4 protein-coding genes are annotated in these 22736 nt (G+C 47.8%); all 4 read left to right on the top strand.

The window, feature by feature from the left end; genetic code table 11:
* Nucleotides 1–50: 50 nt before the first annotated feature.
* The 4 genes from N475_RS15900 to N475_RS15885 all read left to right on the top strand — a co-directional run bounded on the left by N475_RS15900 (nt 51) and on the right by N475_RS15885 (nt 22561).
* Entirely contained in the window at nt 51–254 is a 204-nt protein-coding gene (locus N475_RS15900) for an MbtH family protein (RefSeq protein WP_063358501.1), read from the top strand.
* 183 nt (nt 255–437) lie between these two features.
* Nucleotides 438–5693 (top strand): non-ribosomal peptide synthetase, encoded by a 5256-nt coding sequence (locus N475_RS15895; RefSeq protein WP_063365574.1) that lies wholly within the window; start codon nt 438–440, stop codon nt 5691–5693.
* 2 nt (nt 5694–5695) lie between these two features.
* Nucleotides 5696–10069, top strand: coding sequence for a type I polyketide synthase (locus N475_RS15890; protein WP_063365573.1), 4374 nt, complete (start codon nt 5696–5698; stop codon nt 10067–10069).
* A gap of 330 nt (nt 10070–10399) precedes the next feature.
* Complete coding sequence (locus N475_RS15885; RefSeq protein WP_063365572.1) at nt 10400–22561, top strand: amino acid adenylation domain-containing protein; 12162 nt, start codon at nt 10400–10402, stop codon at nt 22559–22561.
* Nucleotides 22562–22736: the final 175 nt, after the last annotated feature.

Raw genomic sequence — 22736 nt, 5'->3', positions numbered from 1 at the left:
TAGACTGTCGCGCGTCACAGTGGCGACAGTCTAATTTTTGGAAAAATGTGATGAGTTTCGATAACGAAAACGGCACTTTTAAAGTGATCATTAATCACGAAGAACAGTACTCTTTGTGGCCTAGTTACAAATCGATCCCAGGCGGTTGGCAAGACACTGGCGTGAGTGGTGACAAGGCTACGTGTCTTGAACATATCAAAACACACTGGACAGATATGCGTCCTTTGAGTCTCAGAAACGCAATGGCTCAATAAAACGTGCAAGTGGAATTGCGCATCTAACTGACAAGGCGCGCTTTTCCACATTTTCACTTCACAGCCCTAATTTGTGGGTAGCACCTGTTTAATCAAGCGCATCAGCTTGGCGTAATCATTCAAATAACAGCCAAATTTAAATTCAGCATGCGCATTTGCTAGATAACTTTCATGGAGTAAATCATGACCGCCATCACCATCATGGATCACTTAGCGCAACATGCTGCGCAGCAGCCAGATAACATTGCGCTGGTATGTGTGGATAAAAAAGCACAGACGCCATGGAGCTTTGGAGAGTTATATGCCCAGAGTTTGATGGTAGCCAGTCATTTGAAAGATCATGTGGTGGCGGGTGACCGAGCACTGATCTTAATGGATACCGGTATCGAATATGTGACAAGCTTTTTAGCCTGTCAGTATCTTGGTGTGACGGCTATCCCCAGCTTTCCACCAGAGTCAACTAAAGCACAGCATATAGCACGTACAGTGGGAATTGCAGAAGATTCAGAAGCTGCTGTTGTACTCACTACAGCACGCTTTACCACGACAGTAGAAGCCCTAGTTGAGCAGGTCGATGGCAGCAAAATGCTGGTGATTGATGAGTTTTGTGAACAAAAAGAAGCGGTTGAGCGCCATCCCGCCAAGTCCGAAGAAATTGCCTTCTTGCAGTATACATCGGGTTCAACGGCCAAACCAAAGGGGGTGATGGTTAGCCACGGTAACTTACTTGGCAACGAAAAAGCCATTGCTGAGGGAATGCACATTACCCTAGATGATGTGCTAGTGAGCTGGTTGCCGCTATTTCATGATATGGGGTTAATTGGGGGGCTTCTGCAACCAATTTACACCGGTTATAAGTTGGTACTGTGTTCGCCAAGGTACTTTATGGAACGCCCGGCTCGTTGGTTGCAGTTAATCTCTGAGCATAAAGCGACGATGAGTGGCGGCCCTGATTTTTCATATCGATTATGCATTGAACGTGTAAAAGACAAGCAAGTCGCTGATTTAGATTTGAGTAGTTTACGGGTGTTTTTCTCTGGCGCTGAGCCTATTCGCCACGATACCTTGTTGAGCTTTGCTCAAAAGTACGCTGCACAAGGCTTTAAGCCCACAGCGCTTTACCCGTGTTATGGCCTTGCCGAAGGGACTTTATTTGTGACTGGTAGTATTCCATCACAAGGAGCGGTTATTGAGGCATTTGAAACCCGCGAGTTAGCGGCAGGAAAAGCGGTACAACAGCATGCGAAAGATATGCGAGATAGTGATGAATATACCCATCAAGTAGGCTGCGGTATTACAGCCAGTGAGCACCATGTACGCATTACCTGTCCTACAAGCTTTGATGAAGTTTCACAAGGTCATATTGGTGAGATTTGGGCCAGTGGTCCCAGCATCGCGGTGGGCTATTGGCGTAACGAACAAGCGACCCAAGACACCTTTGTTCAGCATGCTGGAAAGCGGTGGTTGAGGACCGGAGACGTAGGCTATATCCATCAGGGCCAATTGTTTATATCTGGTCGTCAAAAAGATCTGATCATTATGAATGGCCACAATATTTACCCGCAAGACATAGAGCGTGCCATTGAGGGGGCGCTGAGTTTTGTGCGTCAAGGAAGGGTATCGGCTTTCCCTGTGCCTAGCGAGCAAAGCGGTGAAGGTATTGGTGTGGCGATTGAAACAGCTAATGTGTATCGCAATGAGGTTCCCGCAGAACAAACCGCGTTGATTGTAAGAGATTTTATTATTGAACAATTTGGTAATTGCCCAGAGCTGGTGGTGTTGTTAGATCAAGGCGGATTGCCAAAAACGTCCAGTGGTAAATTACAGCGCAGTGCATGTTTAAAATTATTGAATGCCGAGAAGCTGGCGACTTATGGGGTCTTTAATCTGACACAGCTGCAACAGCTTGCAACCAGTCATGGAGGTGATGATCAACACTCATGGGATGAATTGGCGCACCAACTTGCTGCACTTTGGCAAGGTGTCTTGCATTACCCAGTAAATAGCGATGACGCGGATTTCTTTGCATTGGGCGGCAGTTCAATTAAAGCGGCGTTATTGCTTGCTAAGGTGCAAGAGAGCCTACATTGTCAGATAGAGCCAACTGCAGTATTTGCAGCACATAAATTTGGTGATTTTTGCCAGTTAGTGCGTGAAAGTGTCGCAACTAAACAACAGCAACAATTGATCCCTGCACTGGCAAAAGACGCATACCCTCTGAGTGCCCAACAACAAAGACAATTGTTCTTGTGGCAGTTAGAGCCATTGGGCAGCGCCTATCATATTGGGGCAAGCTTAACACTTAACGGGCAGGTCAATGCCGCGCACTTACAAAGCGCCGTTGCACAAGTCCTTGCACAGCAAGGAGTGTTACGTCATGCCTACGACAAAGATCAAACAGGTCAGTGGCAACAGCGACTAAGCACACAGGTGTTGAATTGGCAGCAGGTTGATTTCAGTATCGATGGTGGCTCAGAAATCGTAGCTAGAGATTGGGTAAGTGCATTTTATCAGGAACCCTTTGCGTTGGAGCAGGGGGACAACTTTAGAGCGGCGCTCGTTAAGCTATCAGAAGAGCGCCATCAATTGATTCTAGTGATGCATCACATAGCCAGTGATGCATGGAGTTTTGACTTAATGTTGGCGGATATTAGTCGCTATTACGCGTTACTAACTGATGGTCAAACTCTGCCTGATACTTTGCATACGGTAAATTATGGTGATTTCGCCGCTTGGCAACAGCAGTGGTTATTAAGTACTGAGGCGCAAGCGCAAATGACGTATTGGCAGGAGCAATTACAAGCGCACGATGACGAAGAGTTATTGGCGCCGCAACACCCAAGGCAGTCAAACATACAAGCGCCTATGCAAAGCCAAGCGATCAAGCTCCCTTATCAACAAGTTGAGCAATTACAGGCTTTGGCGCATCAGCATGGCGCCAGCTTGTTTATGTTGCTGCTCAGCAGCTTGCAGGTATTCTTCTATCGCTATTCTGGAAAACGCACGCCACGTATTGGTGTGCCTGTGGCTAATCGTCGTTTCTCCGAACTACACTCACTGATGGGCTTTTTCATCAATACGCTGGTACAACGTAATTCGCTGTCAGCGCAGCAAAGCTTTATCGAGGTGCTGTCATCCACTAAAACACACGCCATAGATGCACAAAAAAATCAGGATTTACCATTCGAAAAGCTCGTTGAAGTGATGAACCCTGACCGCAGCCTTGGACAAAATCCATTGTTTCAGGTGATGTTTAATCATTTAGAGCAAGACGTACAGCAAGCGCTTGAATTATCAGGCGTGGAGGTTGAGCAAGTGACTGCATTGCAACAGCAAGCGCAATTTGACTTGAGTATCGACTCTCGCTTGTTGAACGATGGCGCACTGTTGCTGGAGTTCCAATATAACGCGGCGCTGTACGATGCTGATTATATTGAAACTGTGGTAAGTGCCTTCAATACGCTGTTAAGTGAAATTATAAAGACACCAAATCAGGCCATTGGCAATTTAGCATTACACACTCAGCAGGTTGAGTCTGCTCAGCAAGGGCGAGGCGAAACGATTGAGTTGCCAATGACACCTTGGCTTCAGGCAATCAGTGAGATTGCGCAGCAAACACCTTCTCGTACCGCGGTAATTTATAACGATCAGCATTATAGTTTTGAGTGGTTGGAGCACACAGCAAACCGTTTGGCACATGGGCTGATTGCCAATGGTTTTGGCACCGAATCAGTTATTGGCGTGATGCAAAACAGAAAGCCACTGATGTTGGCAAGCACGTTGGCGTGTTTAAAAGCAGGAGCCGCATACTTACCACTGGACAAACAATTTCCAGCAGACAAATTACAGCACATGTTACAAGACAGCGGGTGTGGTGCAATTTTAAGTGACGAAGTAGCATTGCCTGTTACCTTTGACGATGCACTTCTGTCTCCACAAACCTTGTTGAGTGAGCAGCATCTCAATACGACGCCACCAGAGGTGTACTATCACGACAATCAAACCGCTTATTTAAACTACACCTCAGGTTCGACTGGTAAAGCGAAAGGTGTTGCCATCGAATTGGGCGCGCTGTCTCGTTACATTGAGTCAGCCAAACGCTTTATTGACTTACAAGCAGACGACGTGGTGCTGCAATTTGCTACGGCCAATTTTGATGCCTTTGTAGAGCAACTTTTCCCAACTTGGTCGGTGGGAGCGGCAGTACTACTGCGCGGTGATGTGCTGTGGGATGCTGACACCCTCTATACGCAGGCCCAAACGCACCAGGTAGCAGTGATGGACCTAAGTGCAGCATATTGGCGCAGCATCAGTGCAAGTTGGGCACGAAAAGCGCAACTTGCACCACTCAACCTGCCAAAGTTAAGGCAAGTTCATTCGGGTGGTGAAGCCATGTCGGTGGCTGGGATCCGTGATTGGCAAAACACCGGTCTGACTCAAGTGAGATTGCTTAATACCTATGGACCAACTGAAATTGTAGTAGAAGCCGCTATCCACCCTTGTCAGGACTTAGATGCCAGTGAAGATAGCAATTTGTCTGTGCCGCTGGGGCACGCATTGGCAGGCCGTCAGCTGTACATTTTAGACGACAACCTCGAAATTGTGCCTAATGGTCAAGTTGGACAATTGTATGTGGGTGGTGACATTTTAGCGCGTGGCTACTGGGCCCAGCCTGAAATGACCGCGACACGCTTTGTCGCCGATCCGTATAGCGACAACGGTGCGCGTATGTATGCCACGGGCGATTTGGTCAGTTGGCAAGGGACTGAATTGATGTATCACGGTCGCAACGATCACCAAGTGAAGATTCGAGGCTTTAGAGTCGAGCTTGGCGAAATCGAGCAACAGTTCAGTCAATTGCCAGACGTAGATATGGCGGTGGTGGTGACCGAGCAGCAGGCCCATGGCTTAGGTCTAATTGCCTATATTCAAAGTGCTAAGTTCAATGAACACACCTTTGCTGACAAGCTAAAACGGGCGCTTGGTGAACGCTTACCCGCTTACATGGTGCCAAGTGACATCGTAGTGATGGAAAAGCTACCCACCAATGCCAGTGGCAAATTAGAGCGCCAACATCTACCAAAAGTGGAGCGTGTTAAACAACCCGTTGCGCTGGCTGAAAATGACACTGAGCGTGCCATTGCTGAGGTTTGGCAAAAGCATTTAAAAACGCAAGAAATTGATCGTCATGCCAACTTCTTTGATGTAGGTGGTCATTCTCTATTGCTCATGGCCGTCTATGAAGACCTAAAAGCGCAATATCCCAATTTACAAATGACAGAGCTATTTGCGCACCCAAGTATCGCCAGTTTGGCAACTTTGCTTGGTAATGCACAGACAAATGCAGCCCCTGTCACATCGAATAAACCAAGTGGCGCGAAACAAAAACGCGGCATGGGCGCGATTGCCGCGCGTAAAAGAAAAGCAAGAGAATCATAACAATGTCAGAAAACAATTATAGCGAACTAGATATTGCCATTGTGGGTATGGCAGGCCGTTTTCCGGATGCCAATAACGTCGATGAACTATGGCAAAATGTACGAGATGGCAAGTGTGCTGTACAGGATTTGAGCGATGCGCAGCTACGAGCCGCGGGTGTCAGTGAAGACGATTTAGCACACCCAGATTATGTAAAGCGCGGTATACCGTTTATGGGCATGGCGCAATTTGATGCCGCATTTTTTGGTTACACACCAAAAGAAGCTGCACAGCTTGATCCGCAGCAGCGGGTATTTTTACAAACTTGTTGGCATGCGCTTGAACATGCCGGCATGACCACTGATCGCAGTAGTTTTACCGGGGTTTTCGCTGGGTGTGGTGTTCCCGCATACCTGCTGCAAAACCTACTGGCAGATAGCCAGCAAGATATTACAAGTTTACTGGCACTGACAAATGGTAATGACAAAGATTCACTCGCAACGCGCGTGAGTTACGAATTGGACCTAACAGGCCCGGCAGTGTCAGTACAAACGGCATGTTCTACCTCATTAGTTGCGGTGCATATGGCGTGTCGTTCATTGCAGAACTATGAGTGTGACTCAGCCCTTGCTGGTGGCGTTTGGCTCAATTTAAATAATGAGCAAGGCTATCATGCACCAGCTGGAGGCAGTTTATCCCCTTCTGGCCAACTAAGTGCGTTTGGTGAACAAGCCGATGGCATCTTGATTGGTAGCGGCAGTGCTGCTGTGGTGCTCAAACGGGTAGATGATGCACTGGAAGCTGGCGATCACATTCTTGCGGTGATTAAAGGTTCTGCCATCAATAACGATGGTAAGGAAAAAGTGGGTTACACGGCACCGAGTGTAACCGGTCAAGCAGGGGCTATTGAGGCCGCACTAGAGTTTGCAGATATTGAGCCTAACTCTGTGGGGTATATTGAAACTCATGGCACAGGAACAACGCTTGGCGATCCAATTGAAATTGCGGCACTGAGCCGAGCATATGACGGATGCGCCAATCAGCAGGTTGCCATTGGTTCCATTAAAGCAAATATTGGCCACTTAGACTCGGCGGCTGGCGTTACCGGGCTTATCAAAGCCGTTCAAGCCCTGCGTCACAAGACATTACCTCCGAGTTTGCATTGTGAACCTCTTAACAGCAAAATTGATTTTGCCAACAGCCCATTTTACGTTAATACCGAGCTAAAGCCTTGGCATAGTGATTCGGTGCGTCGCGCAGCGGTCAGTTCGTTAGGTATGGGTGGAACAAACGCTCATGTTATTTTAGAAGAGTATGTTGCGCCCGAGGTAGAGTACAGTCAGGCTACACCTTGGTATCTTTTACCTTTGTCGGGGAATAGCCAAGCAGGCCTTGATGCACAGCGTCAAGCATTAGCGATTAAGCTACAGCAATCACCAGAACAACTTCCCTTAATTGCCGCGCAGCTGCAACATAGCCGCACTGCACACGCAATTCGTCATGCGGTTGTGGTGGACGGTGCAGAACAAGCGCAGCAACTGCTTGTCCGCGATGTCAGTGGTGACAAAGCAACCAATCATAAAATTGGTTTGATGTTCTCAGGGCAAGGGTCTCAGTACGTGACAATGGCGCAACCAATGCTCAAGTATGTGCCTGCATTTAAAGCGCACTTCGAAGAAGTCACCGCATTATTTAACGATGCGCTACAAGATGAGCTGCGTCGCGTATTCATTCCCAATGATGAAGAGTTACTCGCGGCAAACCAGTTGCTTGGTCAAACTCGTGTGACCCAGCCTGCGCTTTTCGTGGTGGCATACGCAATGGCTAAGTGCTACCAGAGTCACGGTGTTAATATTGAGGCAATGTTGGGGCACAGTATTGGCGAGTATGTCGCTGCATGCCTAAGTGGAGTGATGAATTTAGAGACAGCAGTGAAGCTTGTTACTGCGCGTGGCGAGGCGCTACAAAAAATGGCTCCAGGGGCAATGCTCTCAGTTATGAGCGATGCACAGAGCCTAGCACCATATCTTAATGACCAGTTGGATATTGCCGCATGTAACAGTCCTAGCAACACCGTGGTTGCAGGAACCAAAGAAGCGATAAAAGCCCTACAAGGCGAACTAAAAGCAGCCGATATTAGCGTAACGCGTTTGCACGTTTCTCACGCATTCCACAGTCACCTCACTGAGCCAGTGTTAGGTGAGTTTGCAGAGGTGCTTGAGCAAGCGCAGCTAAGTGCTCCTAACACGCCATTTGTGTCCAACCTAACGGGTACTTGGATCACCGCAGAGCAAGCAGTGTCGACTCAGTATTGGCTAGACCATATCCGTCAAGCGGTTAACTTCGTGGATGGTGTGAATACGCTTGCGCAGCAATGTGATGTATTAATCGAAGCCGGTCCGGGCGATACCTTACAAAAGCTCGCCAAACAGTCAGTGTCAGACTCGGTCATCGTACTGAATTCGATTGCCCATGCGCGCGACCTCAAAGCACCTATCCCACCGTTTGTGAAGAGTTTAGGTAAGCTCTGGCAGTTGGGTGTGCAAATCGAATGGTCTGAAGTGAGTGAAGTCGCGCAGGGCGTTGAAATTGCACTCCCAGCATACCAATTTGATAAAACTGAATTCTGGGTTGATGCTAAAGCAGTTAAAGCCTCTAGTACTCGCGTCACCGAACATACTGGACCTGAGTTGCTTGAACCGATTTGGCAACAACAGCTTTGCACAGTATCTTCACCTGTTAACTTACAGGACCAAAAGGTCGTGTTACTTGCCTCGGATGCACCGCTCACAACACAATTAAGCTCAGCATTGACTGCAAGAGGTGCCACTGTAATTCAAGTTTGGCAAGGCCAGACATTTTCTGCCCTTGAGCAAAATCAGTACCGCCTAGATTGTCAAGATGCAAGCCAGCTCAACATGTTACATGAGCAAGTTGACGGCTTTGAGCAAATTGTTGATTGTCGTCTATTGGATGAGCATGCTTGTGGCTACCAATTGCTGCTACCACTTGCCAAATGGTTGCTAGGGCAAGGTCAAATTAATTGGACTGTGGTTGCAAGTGAACTATTTAGTGTCTTAGGTGATGAGGCTGTGTCTGCTGAAAAAGCCACAGCGCTTGGGATTTTGCGTGTTATAGGGATGGAGCAGACTGCAATTCGCTGCCAGTTGCGCGAAGTAATGCAAACCCATCGCGACGGTTCACAATTGCAATTTGCCGCTCAGTTAGTGGCTGATATGGCAAATGATTCGCAAGAAATTGCCTATCGTGGTCGTCAACGTTTTGTGCGTACACAGCAAGCTTTACCTACAATCACAACGCAGGAGCATGAAGTATCGTCTTCAGCAGTGACCTTTATTACAGGTGGTTTAGGTGGCGTAGGTTTAGTCATCGCTAAGCTCCTAGCTGCCCAAGGCCATGCCTTGGTATTACAAACTCGAAGTGCACTGCCCGCAAGTGAACAGTGGGCTGCATTAATTGCTGATAAGGACAGTGATGCTAAATTAGTAGGTCAATTAACCGCATTAACGGCTTTGCAAGACGCAGGTGTACGTATCGCGGTAGTGCAAGCTGATGTGTTAGACATTGCGAGCTTGAATGTAGCCATTAGTCATGCCGAACAATCACTGGGTAGCATTACTCAAGTGATCCACGCTGCGGGTCTACCAGGTGGGGGGATGTTGGCGCAGATGAGTGCGGAGCAAGCAGCACAAAGTATGGCGGCTAAAACTCAAGGTACTGATAACCTTTTAGCGGCATTTAAGTCCCATAAACTAGAGCGTATGCTCCTATGTTCATCATTGGCCTCGGTACTGGGCGCACTAGGCCAAAGTGATTACTGTGCAGCTAACAGTTATTTAGATGCGGTTGCTTTGCAGCCACAGCCTTTCTTGGTGCAGTCAGTTAACTGGGATGCGTGGGCAAACATTGGTATGGCTGCGGGACATAGTGTGGGAGAAGACTTTGGTATTGATGAAGTTGCAGCACAGACTTTGCTTGCAGGTATTGGCCAATCTCAAGCGCCACAGTTATATGCAGCAAGTTTGTCCTGGCAAGCTCGTGAGGACAAAGTTGCTGAACTGACTGAACGCTTGATGCAGGCTAAAGCGCCAGCACCAAAAGGTCACAAACGACCTGAACTAGACACTGAGTTTGAAGCGCCAGAGAGTGAACTAGAGTTACAGTTAGCTGCAATTTGGAGTGAATTCCTTGGCTTTGATGAGATCGGTGTTTTTGATAACTTGTTTGAACTTGGTGGTGATTCATTGATTGCGATTCAAATGCTGGCAAAAGTAAAGCAACAGTTTGCCGTTGAAATCGAACCAGCGACTTTCTTTGAAGATCCAAATCTAGACAACCTTACCTTCTTAATTGAAGAGCAGCTGCTCAACGAGTAGCGTTGTTCATCTAACCCATCACTGAATTTTTTGGAGGCCATGATGGCCTCCTGCTTTATTTTTTTCCTTTGACAACGTCTAGCTGGCATCAAGGGCAATTTTACCAACACATCCAAATAAAAAACGATGTACAAAACTCAGTCATAAAACTCATTTAAGTAAATTAAAACAGTCTCTTACTTTTAAGTTAGTGGCGTGGTTTTGTGTCTGTAAGTAGGTAAAAAGTGCCAAGTAATTGCGATGTGGTGGAATGGAGGTAAGTTGTAATCCATTTCACTCAATCAATCAGATTTAGCAGTGCACAATAATCGAGATCCAGGTGGGACCAGCATGAGCGAGCAAAAGCGCAGAAGAAGACGCGAGCGCGGTGGCGCATTAACTGAAGAACAACAGCTAAAACTTAAAGCAAAACTGGCAGACAGTCAGGCCAGAGCGCAACAAAATCAGTTGGAAGTGCGTCAAGATAGGGCAGCCAAAGTGCCTTTAACGCCCGCCCAACAACGCTTGTGGACCGCGTGGCAATTGGACCCACAAGACAGCGTCTATAACCTTGCAGGTACGCTGACGTTTCAGGGGCAATTGAATAAGGCATGGGTTCAGGCTGGCTTTGCGCATTTGGTTGCGAAACACGGGATCTTGAATAGCCGTTTTAGTGACGATGCGGGTTACACCGTGCAGCAATTGCAAAATGATAATGCCTTTACTTTTGTTGATATTCCGACACAAAGCGATATTGCACAGCAGGCCTTTGAAATTGCCGATAAACCCTTTGATTTAACGGCTGAGCCGCTGTTGCGCGTAGCCCTGTTAGAAGCGCAAGGTGAGTGCACTTTATTGGTGGTGATGCATCATATTGTCACCGATGGCACATCAATGCAGCAGTTATTCAATGAATTTATTCAAGCTTATGCACTGCTACAATCCCAGCAAAATTTACCAGAAATTGAACCCAAAGCAGATTATTTAGACTATGCATTATGGCTGGCCAAGCAAGACCAATCAGAGTTATTGGGTAAACAGCTAACAGATTGGCAAGCTGCCCTTGGGGATGACTTTGAGCCACTAAGACTGCCTGCTAATAGTTTGGCAAGACAAGGCGGAAATTATCCGATTAGTACGCAGTCCCTGGCGTTACCAAATTCATTGTGGCAACAAGTGCAAGGGCTGACAAAGCAGCATCAAGTGACGCCCTATTTGGTGCTGCTCTGTGCCTTTCAGTACCTTTTGCATCGATATAGTGATCAAAAAGACGTGAAGGTAGGCGTGCCTATTGCTAATCGTCACCATGCGCAAACACATGGTCTGATAGGCTTTTTTATTAATACTCAGGTGGTGCGATTAGAGGTCGCACCAGCAGACAATTTTGTAGCATTGCTGGAGAAAGCTAAATCATTCTCGCAGTTTGCGCAGGCCAATCAAGATTTGCCTTTTGAACACCTATTGGATGCTATTAAGCCTCCACGAAGTACCGGGAGCCACCCGCTTTTTCAAGTGATGTTCAACTACTTAAAGCGTGATAAAGGCGCCATGGATGCGTTGCAAGATGTGTCACTTAAAGATACTCAAGCGCTGCGCTTTTCGATGCCGTTTGATCTGCAATTAGATGTAATTGAAGAAGTCACTGGTGATACCACGTTACATCTCTACTATGCCAACACGCTTTACAGCCAAGCTTTTGCTACACACTGCTTAGATGAGTTGGCCGCTTTGTTATCAGCAGTTGCGAGCAATCCGCAATCACCATTGCAATATTTGGATTGGTATCCTTTGCAGCGCCAACAATGCCTAGAGGCCTTTTCAAAAGGGAGTGACGCTTTCACATGGCAGCATTCCATTGCCGATATAATCAGCGAGCAGGCTCAGAAAACACCGCACAGTAGCGCGCTTATATTTGCCGGCGAGCACCTAAGTTATGCTGAGTTTGAACAGCGCACTAATCAGTTGGCGAACTGGCTTATCGCACAGGGAGTGGGAGCTGAAGACCAAATTGGTGTGTATTTTGATCGCAGTTTTGAAATGGTGATTGCGTTAATTGGGGTGATGAAATGTGGCGCTGCTTATGTGCCCCTTGATCCTAATTTACCCGCTGATCGGGTTGACTATATTGCGCAAAATAGCACCTTCAAACTGGTTTTAGGCAATCGCGACGATAGTGCATTCTCGGTGCCATATTATGTTTGGTCGACGTTGGAAACTACCTTAACTGAGTACAGTGGTGAATATCCAAATGTGACCATCTTGCCGGAACAGGCGGCATATGTGATTTATACGTCGGGCTCAACGGGTAAGCCCAAGGGGGTAGTGAATAATCATCACGCTCTATACAACCGCATTAGCTGGCAGGATCAAGCCTATCCAATTGGTGCGCAAGACCGTGTACTGCAAAAAACACCGTATGGATTTGATGTGTCTGTTTGGGAGTTTTTCTGGCCTCTGATGCGCGGTGCAACGCTCGTTATTGCGGAGCCTGAGATCCACAAAGAGCCCCGTGAACTTGCGGCGCTGATTCAAACTCAGCAGGTGACTCTACTGCATTTTGTGCCTTCTATGTTACAGGCCTTTATCAGTGAACCACTGGCGCAGCAATGCAACAGCATTAAACACATTATTTGTAGTGGTGAAGCGCTCCCAGCAGCCCAGCAGGCAGATACTTTGAAGTTGCTACCACAGCTTGAAATCCACAACTTGTACGGCCCGACCGAAGCTGCCATAGATGTCAGCTATTACGAATGTGATGGTCGTGCCGACAAAGCTGTACCGATCGGTAAACCTATTGCAGGCTGTGAGCTTTGGGTGCTTGACCAGCAATTGAATCTCAGCCCGATTGGCGCTGTGGGTGAATTATACATTGGCGGGGTAGGTTTAGCCCGTGGTTACGCCAATCGCCCCGACCTCAGTGCCGAACGCTTTGTCGCAAACCCTTTTGCTAATGATGGCAGTCGTTTGTATCGCAGTGGGGACTTAGTGCGTTGGAGTGAGTTGGGAGAGCTGGAATACTTAGGACGAACAGACCATCAGGTTAAAATCCGTGGTTTACGCATTGAACTAGGTGAAATCGAAACACAGCTTTTTGCTCAATCCGGCGTTAAAGAAGCAGTTGTTGTTGCAATCACCGGGCCTAACGGCGGAGCGCGTTTAGCTGCCTATGTAAGTGGTGAGTCATTGGATGAAAGCCAGCTACAAAAAGGGCTGAGCGACGCATTACCTGATTACATGGTGCCTAGCGTGATTATGGTGTTGGACGCGTTACCGCTTAGCAGCAATGGTAAAGTGGACCGCAAAGCGCTACCAGAGCCCAGTTTGCCGAGTCAAACAGCCTATCAAGCACCGCAAGGTGAACGCGAAGAGTTGTTATGCCAAGCTTGGCAGCAGGTACTCGGTCAAAGCCAAATAAGCCGCGATGACAACTTTTTTGCCTTAGGTGGTGACTCCATCCTGAGCTTACAAATTGTTGCCGCGATGCGTCAGCACGGTTTTGCTCTTAGCGCGAAGCAGGTGTTTGAAGCCCCAACAATTGCGCAGTTGGCTAATGAACTCAATGAATTGAGTGAAGAGGATAAGATCCCACAAACTGTCAGTGGCGACGTGCCATTGCTGCCAATTCAGCAAGCGTATTTTGCAAGACAGCCAAAACAGGTTAGTCACTGGAACCAAGCTATTCGTTTGACGCCACCAGCAGCCATTGATTTAGCTGTACTGACAGAGAGTGTACAGGCTCTAATCAAGCACCATGACGGGTTGAGGCTGCAATATCTGCAGCAGGGCGAGTGGGTGCAATCTTATCGAGACTATGACGAGGCGGACTATCGTGAAGTGGTGTGGTATCAATCCACCACAGATCAAGACTTTGACAGCTACTGTCTGGAGTTGGCGGAGCAGGCACAAGCGAGTTTAAATATTATGCGTGGTGATTCATTGCGCGTTGTATATGTGCACAGTGATACCCGTCAGCAATTGGTTTTAATTGCCCATCACCTGGTTATTGATGGTGTGTCTTGGCGTATCTTGGTGGATGATTTATTGCAAGGTATTGAGCAGGCAGCGACTGGTAAAACGGTGGTGTATGCGCCCAAGAGTCATAGCTACCAATACTGGGCGCAGCAATTACAAGCTTACCCAAATGCTCACGAAGACGAATTTACAACTTGGCAATCGCAGCATAGTGAAGCGTTAGACTTACCTAACTTTGTTGATGGTGATGACACCATGAACAGTGCACAAACGCTGAATATGACGCTCAGCGAGTCACATACGGAAGCACTATTAACTCAGGCGCAGCGTCCTTATCGCACACAAATCGATGAGCTGTTATTAGCGGGGCTCAGTGTTGCGCTTGAGCAGTGGACCGGTGCCGAAGAAGTGCAGGTATTCCTTGAAGGACATGGTCGTGAACCATGGCAATCACAATTGGATTTAAGTCGCACTGTAGGCTGGTTCACTGCGTTGTACCCAGTTAAGTTGAGCAATTTCTCTGATATTGCTCAGACCATTATCGCGACCAAAGAGTGTCTGCGGTCACTGCCTAATAAGGGCATTGGTTACGGTGCGTTTAAGTACTTTGGTAATGAGTCGCAAAAACAGGCACTACATAGCACGCGAAAACCGCAAATTGAATTTAACTACTTAGGCCAGCTTGACACCAATGGCAATTCTCCGTTGGCCGATTGGCAAATGAGTACTGATCGTACTGGCCGTAGTATTGCCCCTGAAAACAAACTCAGTTCCGATATTGCCATCAATGGCGGCATTCAAAAAGGCCAGCTACAGTTGGCGGTAACTTACAGCAGTGCGTGTATGTTACAGGCAGATATGACCGAGTTTGTTCATTTACTCGAGCAGGCGTTGGGTCAAGTTATCGAGCATTGTCTCGCTGCCAACGAGCGCTTAACTCCTGCCGATGTGCCATTATTATCGCTGTCTCAAGCAGAGTTAGATGCACTGCCTATTTCCCAGCAGGATGTTTCTAGTATCTATCCCCTGTCTGCGATGCAACAAGGTATGATGTTCCACTCCATGATGGAGCAAAGTGCAGCGTACCTTAATCAGTTAAGACTTGATATCAATGGCTTGGATGTAACGCGTTTTAAGGCTGCATGGCAGCAAGTGGTCGCGCGACATGATGCCTTGCGCACAGGCTTTATCTCTGGGGCGCAACAGCCATTACAATATGTTATCCATGGCCACCAAATCGTATTTGATGAATTGGATTGGCAAGCGGAGTCTGAAAAGTCGACCGATAAACTGGCCCGCACAATATTGGATACTGGGTTTGCGGTGACCGAAGAAGTAGGCTTAATGTCATTCACCTTGGTGCAGCAATCTGCCCAACAGCATCACTTTATTTGGACTTATCATCACATGTTATTGGATGGTTGGAGCAGCACAGCAGTGCTGGCTGAAGTCATGATGGCGTATCAAGGGCAAGCATTGCCTCAGCCTGGTGGCCAGTATCAAGATTACTTGGCATATCTTGCTGAGCAAGATGAGGCGGCGGGCGATGTGTATTGGCAAAGCCGACTCGCTCAGTTAAACGATGCTTCTTATCTGGCTGAACTGCAAAACCGTGATGTGTTGGACCGTCGCTTAGGATATGCGCTGCACACATTACAGCTCGATGAGTCACAAGCGGCACAGTTACAAGCATTTGCGCAGCAGCAAGAGATCACTGTTAATACCGTACTGCAAGGGGCGTGGTCATTGCTATTAAGCCGCATGTTAAATAAATCGGCGGTGTGCTTTGGTGCAACAACGTCAGGTCGACCTGCCGATTTAGTCGGTAGTGACAGCACTGTCGGCTTGTTTATCAATACATTGCCCGTGATAAGTAGCCTCGACAATGAGCAAGTTGTGGGACAGTGGCTCAAAGCTTGCCAGCAAGACAGTATGCAAAGCCGTGAATTTGAGCACACGCCTTTGTATCAAATTCAAAAACTGGCTGAGGGACAGGTGAGCTTTGATCAGCAAGGCCTGTTTGACAGCCTATTAATTTTTGAAAACTATCCAATTTCAGAGACCTTGGGTGCTAATGAGCTGGACGGGGCAAGGTTTTCTCTGGTTGAGAACCGCGAAGAAACCAACTATCCACTGACGGTCTTTGTCGAAACCGCGCAGGGGCTCACGATTAATTTTGCTTTCCAAGGTTGGCGTCTAAGCGCTGAATTAGTGGCGCATCTGGCAAATAACTTGGCGCGCCTACTTGAGGCACTGCAAACACAAGTTGAACAACCTCTTGGGCACATTCAATTGCTCGATGAAGCCACGCAAGCTGAGGTGAAGCAACTCGGTATTGGTACATCACAAACACTGCCCAGCAGCGATGCGCTGGCGATGTTTGAAGCACAGGCAAAACAATCACCTCAAGCGATTGCGGTGCAAAACGAGCAAGGTCAGCAGCTCAGCTATGGCGCATTGAATGGTCGTGCAAATCAATTAGCACAGGCGCTGATCGCAGCAGGACTTACCACAGAGATGCCGGTGGCAATCAGTATGACTCGTGGTGTCGAGATGATCGTCGCGATACTCGCAGTAAGTAAAGCTGGTGGCGTGTATGTGCCAATTGCGGTGGAGCTACCAGAAGAGCGCCGCGATTATATCTGTCAGCATAGCGGAGTAAAGTTTGCACTTGCTAACTCAGAAGTGTCCTTTGCTGAAGGTGTAACCTGTTTAAACGTCACGGATCTGCCGCTGGCATCATATGACGATGGCAATCTCGATGTGCAGCGTCATCACCATCAACTGGTGTATACCCTTTACACCTCTGGCTCCACAGGTTTGCCAAAAGGCGTGGCGATTAGTCACGGTAATCTGGTTAATTTCTTATTAGGTATGCAGCAGCAACTGGGCTTGGAGTACGCTCTAAATGCATTGGCATTAACCTCGTTGTCTTTCGATATCTCAGGGCTGGAAATTTACCTTCCGCTGATAAGTGGTGGTACGGTCACTGTGGCACACAATGCCTCGACGCTGAGCGCTGAGTTATTGGCCGAGCAAGACTTAATACAGGCCACTCCTGCGGGTTGGCGCAGCTTGCTAGAGCTTGATTTATTAACGCAAGTGCAGGGCAAGCGAGCCCTGTGTGGCGGTGAAGCCCTGCCTGCTGAGTTGGTGGCGGATCTGGCGCAAAGCGGTGTTCAGCTTTGGAACATGTATGGCCCAACCGAAACCACCATTTGGTCAAGTTGCTATCACGTGACACAGGCACCAGTGCATTTAGGTGAAGCGACCTTAAATACTCAGCTTTATGTGCTAGATAACCAGTTAAACTTGTGTCCACAGCAGGTCGCTGGTGAACTGTATATTGCCGGCCTCGGCCTTGCCCGTGGTTATTTAACTCGTCCTGAACTCAGCGCTGAGCGTTTTGTGGCAAACCCGTTTGCTGATGATGGTAGTCGTTTATATCGCACTGGCGATTTGGTGCGCTGGAACCAAGATGGTCAACTTGAATATTTAGGCCGAACGGATCATCAAGTGAAGATCCGCGGATACCGTATTGAGCTGGGTGACATTGAAGCGCAGCTGTATCGCTGTGAAGGAGTTAGTGAAGCGGTTGTTGTTGATGACAACAGCACGGGCACAACACAGCTTGTGGGCTATGTGTCTGGTAAAGCACTAGATAGCGAAATTATCAAAACAACCATCGCCCAGTGGCTACCTGATTACATGGTGCCTGCATTGGTGATGACGTTGGATGAAATGCCGCATAACAGCAATGGTAAAATCGATAGAAAAGCATTGCCAGCACCGCAGTGGCAAGAAACACTGGCGTATGTCGCCCCACAGACAGAGACCGAGTCGCGCTTAGCTGCTATTTGGCAGTCTGTATTAGGTGCAGAGCAAGTGGGTCGAGAGGATAACTTCTTTGCGTTAGGTGGGGATTCCATTAAAGCACTGAGCGTGGCTAGCCAAGGTAACCAAGCAGGGCTTAACTTCGAACTCCCTCAGCTGCTGAGTACAGGCAGTCTTGCCCAATTAGCGGCGTTAATTGATGGCAATGAGATCAGTACCAAGACGGTGCTACAGCGTCAGGCCAAGAGATATGCCGGGCTGTCTTTTGCCGAGCAGCGTCAGTGGTTCTTATGGAAGCTATCACCACACAGCAGTGCGTATCACATTAAAGGCGGCTTGAAGCTGCAAGGGGCGCTCAATACAAAGGCATTACAAAGTGCGTTGGACTACGTTAGAAATAGTCATGATGCCCTTCGTACTGTGTATGTTGAAGATCAAGACGCGCAAGTATCACAGTTTATAGCGCCGATTGGCCAATGTGAATATCAAGTATTTGATGCGTCAAATGGTGCTGAAAGCAGCGGATGGCGTACCGACTTTGTGGCGCAGCCATTTGTATTGACTGAGGGTAACTTATTTAGAGTTGGGCTTATTAAACACAGTGAGGTGCAACATGAATTGGTGGTGGTGATGCATCATATCATTTCGGATGCATGGTCATTGCAGATCATTATCGACGATTTTGCGAAGGCATATCGCGATGCGCTATCTGGTAATACGCCACCAACCGATGCTACAAGCGTGCGCTATAGCGATTATGCACAGTGGCAGCGGGCTTGGTTAAATGATGAGGTCAAAGCTAAGCAGCTCGACTATTGGCATAGCGTCATTGGTGATGACTTATCACCACTGCATTTGCCAAGTGATATATCGACTCAGCAAAGTAGCTATCAAGCTGTCACTGAACAAGTGCCGCTGGACGATACGTTAAAAGCGGCTCTGGTTAACTTTGCAAAAGCTAACAATACCAGTTCATTTAACGTGTTAATGACCGCATTAAAGGTGTTGCTGCACCGCTACAGTGGCCAATCAACCATTCGTGTTGGTATGCCGATTGCCAACCGTCATAACGCGGGAACTGAATCTCTGGTTGGCTTTTTTGTAAATACCCAAGTGATCACCACGCACCTTTCAGGTGAAATCTTATTGAGTGATGCACTCGAGCAGGTGAAAACACAGCTATTGGGCGCGCAAGCCCACCAAGACTTACCATTTGAGCAGCTATTGGATAGCCTTGATTTAGACCGTGATCTTGAACAGCCGCTATTCCAAGTGATGATCAATCACCAACGAGTAGATGGCAATGCACTACTTTCGTTACCAAAGCTTGATGTGAACCCCGTGACCATTGACGCCAGCGAAGCACAGTTTGAACTGGTATTGAACTGTTATGAAGACAGTGAAGGCTTGACCAACATTGAGTTTGAATTTGCTAAAGAGCGCTTTAGTCAGATGCGACGAGCTGAGCTAGCCTGTGCGCTCAATTCGGTATTGATGGCATTAGTCGATACACAATCACAACGTGTTGCAGATTTAGAGTTAATCCCAGAAACACAGCAAGCGCGGTTGCATAGCCTGAGTCAGGGCCAGACGCGTTCCGCCGCACCTCTAGTGACGGAGCAATTAAGCGCGATGGCCAAGCAGTATCCATTGCATACAGCGCTGAAATTTGCAGACATGGTATTGAATTATCAGCAACTCGCGGAGCGTAGTAACTGTTTGGCACATTACCTGTGTGCACAATCTCATGCGGTTGTGGCGGTGCGCTTTGCCCGCGGCATTGACATGGTAGTTGCAGCTTTGGCTGTGTTGAAGTCGGGAGCGACTTACGTGCCGATTGACCCAAGCTTGCCCCTAGAGCGTCAGCAATATATTGCACAGCAAAGTGGTGCGGGTTTATTACTGAGTGATGATGCCTCTAATGAGCTTATGGGAGTGCCTACTCATACATTGGATGAGTTCAAACTCAGCGCTTATCCTACAAAGGCGGTTAATAATATAATTCTACCGCAGCAAACTGCCTATATGATTTTCACGTCAGGCTCGACGGGATTACCAAAAGGGGTGGCTGTATCGCATCAGGCATTGGCAGATCATTGCTATGCCATGCAGCAATATTATCAATATCAAACATGTGATCACGCTTTGCTATTTGCTTCGATGGGTTTTGATGCAGCGCTGGAGCAGTTGTTAATGCCGTTACAAAGTGGTGCACAGCTCAGTGTTGTGGACCCCAAATCTCTGGGTCCAGATGCCTTAGTCGACTACGTTGACACTGAGCAAGTTACCGTGGTGGATTTACCGCCAGCGTATCTGCGTCATGTGTCAAAATTGGACTCAGTGCGTTTGTGTATTGTGGGGGGTGAAGGCTGGCACCAAGGCGACTTCAAGTTGGCTCAGCAAAGCTTGCCACACGCGCAGTTTGTCAATGCCTATGGCCCAACCGAAGCGGTCGTGACGCCGACACTGTGGATAGGTGATATCAATTCTGATGTTGATGGTCGTTACGTGCCCATCGGTAAGCCGGTCGGCAATCGAAACGTGTATGTGTTAGATAGCGATCTGAACCTACTGCCTCACGGTGCAGTGGGTGAGCTGTATATTGGCGGCAGTTGTTTGGCTGAAGGATATGTAAAGCAAGCTGATCTAACCGCCGAGCGCTTTGTGGCAAACCCATTTGGGGACCAAGGCGGGCGTTTATATCGCACTGGTGACTTGGTGCGCTGGAACGAAGATGAACAATTAGAATATCTTGGTCGTGTGGATGATCAGATTAAAATACGTGGTCATCGTATTGAATTGGGTGAAATTGAAGCGCTGCTCAGTGGCCTTGAAGGAGTAGAGCAAGCAGTTGTATTGGTGCAAAGCGCAACAGAACAACCAGTCTTGGTGGCATATGCTGTGACATCAAAGTCCGCAAATGAGTTACAAGCACAACTGCGTGAAACGTTACCTGAATACATGATACCACAGGCCATTGAAGTCATGGCCCAACTACCACTTAACCAAAATGGTAAGGTGGATCGAAAACATTTACCAGAACTGAGCTTGGAGAGTCATGCCAGTACTTATGTAGCGCCTCGAGGTCAATTGGAGCAGCAAATTGCACAGGTGTGGCAGCTGTTATTGGATGTTGAACGAGTGGGTCGCCACGATAACTTCTTTGCCCTTGGTGGAGATTCAATCACGGCACTGCGTTTGGTGTCACGCATAAATCAACTGGGAGAATATGGCATTGAAGTGAAAGATATCTTCAGTGCCCAGGACTTGGCGGCTCTGGCTCTGAGCGTCTCAGTGTCCTCGCGAGGTGTTCAACGATTGGCATTGACTCGTGTTGAGCGCACCGCTTTGATGCCAGCATCATCTGCTCAGCAAAGTTTGTGGTTGACGGATAGGCTTAGCAACAGTGAAGTAGACAAAGCTGCATATAATATTGCAGGTGCTGTTGCACTTACTGGCGAACTTGATCTCAAGGCGCTTGAGCAGGCATTTAACGCGTTGATTAGTCGTCATGAAATATTACGCTCGCGTTTTGTCGATGTAGAAGGTGAGCCTCGCGTTGAAGTGCTCGACAAACTAGCCTTTGAGTTGCCAGTTGAGCAATTAGAGAACGAGCAACTGGCGCAGCCAATGCGCACTGAATTTGAACTTCAAAGCTTTGATTTAAGCGCCGCGCCTTTAATGCGTGCCAAAGTATTACAGTTGGGGGAGCTGCGCTATCAGTTATTGGTGAGTATGCACCATATTGTCAGTGATGGCTGGTCGATTGCTAATTTAGTTCAAGAGCTTGGTGTGTTTTACGCCGAACAGTTGGGAGATGCTCGTTTAGCCTCTGAACTTGCCCCATTAGAAGTGCAATATGTTGACTACGCAAGCTGGCAAGCTGCGCGTTTGGAGGCTCAAGAAGGTACGCAGAACAGAGCGTTTTGGCAGCAACAGTTACAAGCGGCACCCCCTGTTAGCGTTTTACCGCTGCATCTGCCGCGCCCTGACAAGCCGAGTAGCCAAGGGGATCAGGTGTTATTTAATATTACCCCTGAATTGAGTGAGCAACTGCAAGCACTCAGCGAGGCCCATAACCTGTCGTTGTTTGCATTGTTAAAAGCCAGTTATATGGCGTTTTTAAGCCAGCAAACAGGGCAGCAAGACTTGGTAGTAGGCACTGATTTAGCTGGCCGTGAAGAAGCAGCGTTGGAACCGTTGATTGGTTTCTTCATAAAGGTTCTACCTGTTCGTATTACGCTAAAAACGGATGATAGTTTTATTAGCCTTGCACAGCAGGTCCAGCAGCAACTGTTTGCGGTTCAAGACCATCAACTTCTGACGCTGGAAAACATTGCACAAGTGGCAGAAGTGTCACGGCAAAACGGCGTTTCGCCGATTTTCCAGCAGTTGTTTGTGATGCAAAATACGCCGCAACCGCGCTGGCCTGTTGATGGAGTTGAAATCAGCGAACTACCAAGCGAGGGCGTAACCAGTAAGTTTGATTCTGCCATCTTTATTGAATCTACTGCGCAAGGATTAAGCGGCAATATGGTATTTAAACGGGACCTATACGTTAAGGATAAAACGCAGGTGGTGATCAATGAGTGGCTTAATTTATTGACTACCTTGGTGTCTCAGCCTGAACAAGCTTTGCCAAAACCCAAACGAAGTGGTGGGATGAAAAAGCGTAAAATGGCGAAATTCGGAAAGTTGAAAAAATAGTCTTTTACTTAATGAAGTAATCCCAAAAGCCAAGCCGTCTCGATGCGCTTGGCTTTTGCTATTTTACTCGCCTTGATTTTGATCAACAAAATACCACCTTGTCTGAGCATTCACAGAAACTTAAGGGTTTTCCTTAAAAAAAATAGGGCTTTGCTCGTCATTAAGACACATCCCT

It is taken from the genome of Pseudoalteromonas luteoviolacea DSM 6061 (assembly GCF_001625655.1).
GTDB lineage: Bacteria > Pseudomonadota > Gammaproteobacteria > Enterobacterales > Alteromonadaceae > Pseudoalteromonas > Pseudoalteromonas luteoviolacea.
This window is presented reverse-complemented; position numbering and strand designations above follow the sequence as displayed.

Excerpts from the sequence above, each read along its gene's own strand:
- N475_RS15885 (WP_063365572.1), top strand. The coding sequence starts at position 10,400 with ATGAGCGAGCAAAAGCGCAGAAGAAGACGCGAGCGCGGTGGCGCATTA.
- N475_RS15895 (WP_063365574.1), top strand. The coding sequence starts at position 438 with ATGACCGCCATCACCATCATGGATCACTTAGCGCAACATGCTGCGCAG.
- N475_RS15890 (WP_063365573.1), top strand. The coding sequence starts at position 5,696 with ATGTCAGAAAACAATTATAGCGAACTAGATATTGCCATTGTGGGTATG.
- N475_RS15900 (WP_063358501.1), top strand. The coding sequence starts at position 51 with ATGAGTTTCGATAACGAAAACGGCACTTTTAAAGTGATCATTAATCAC.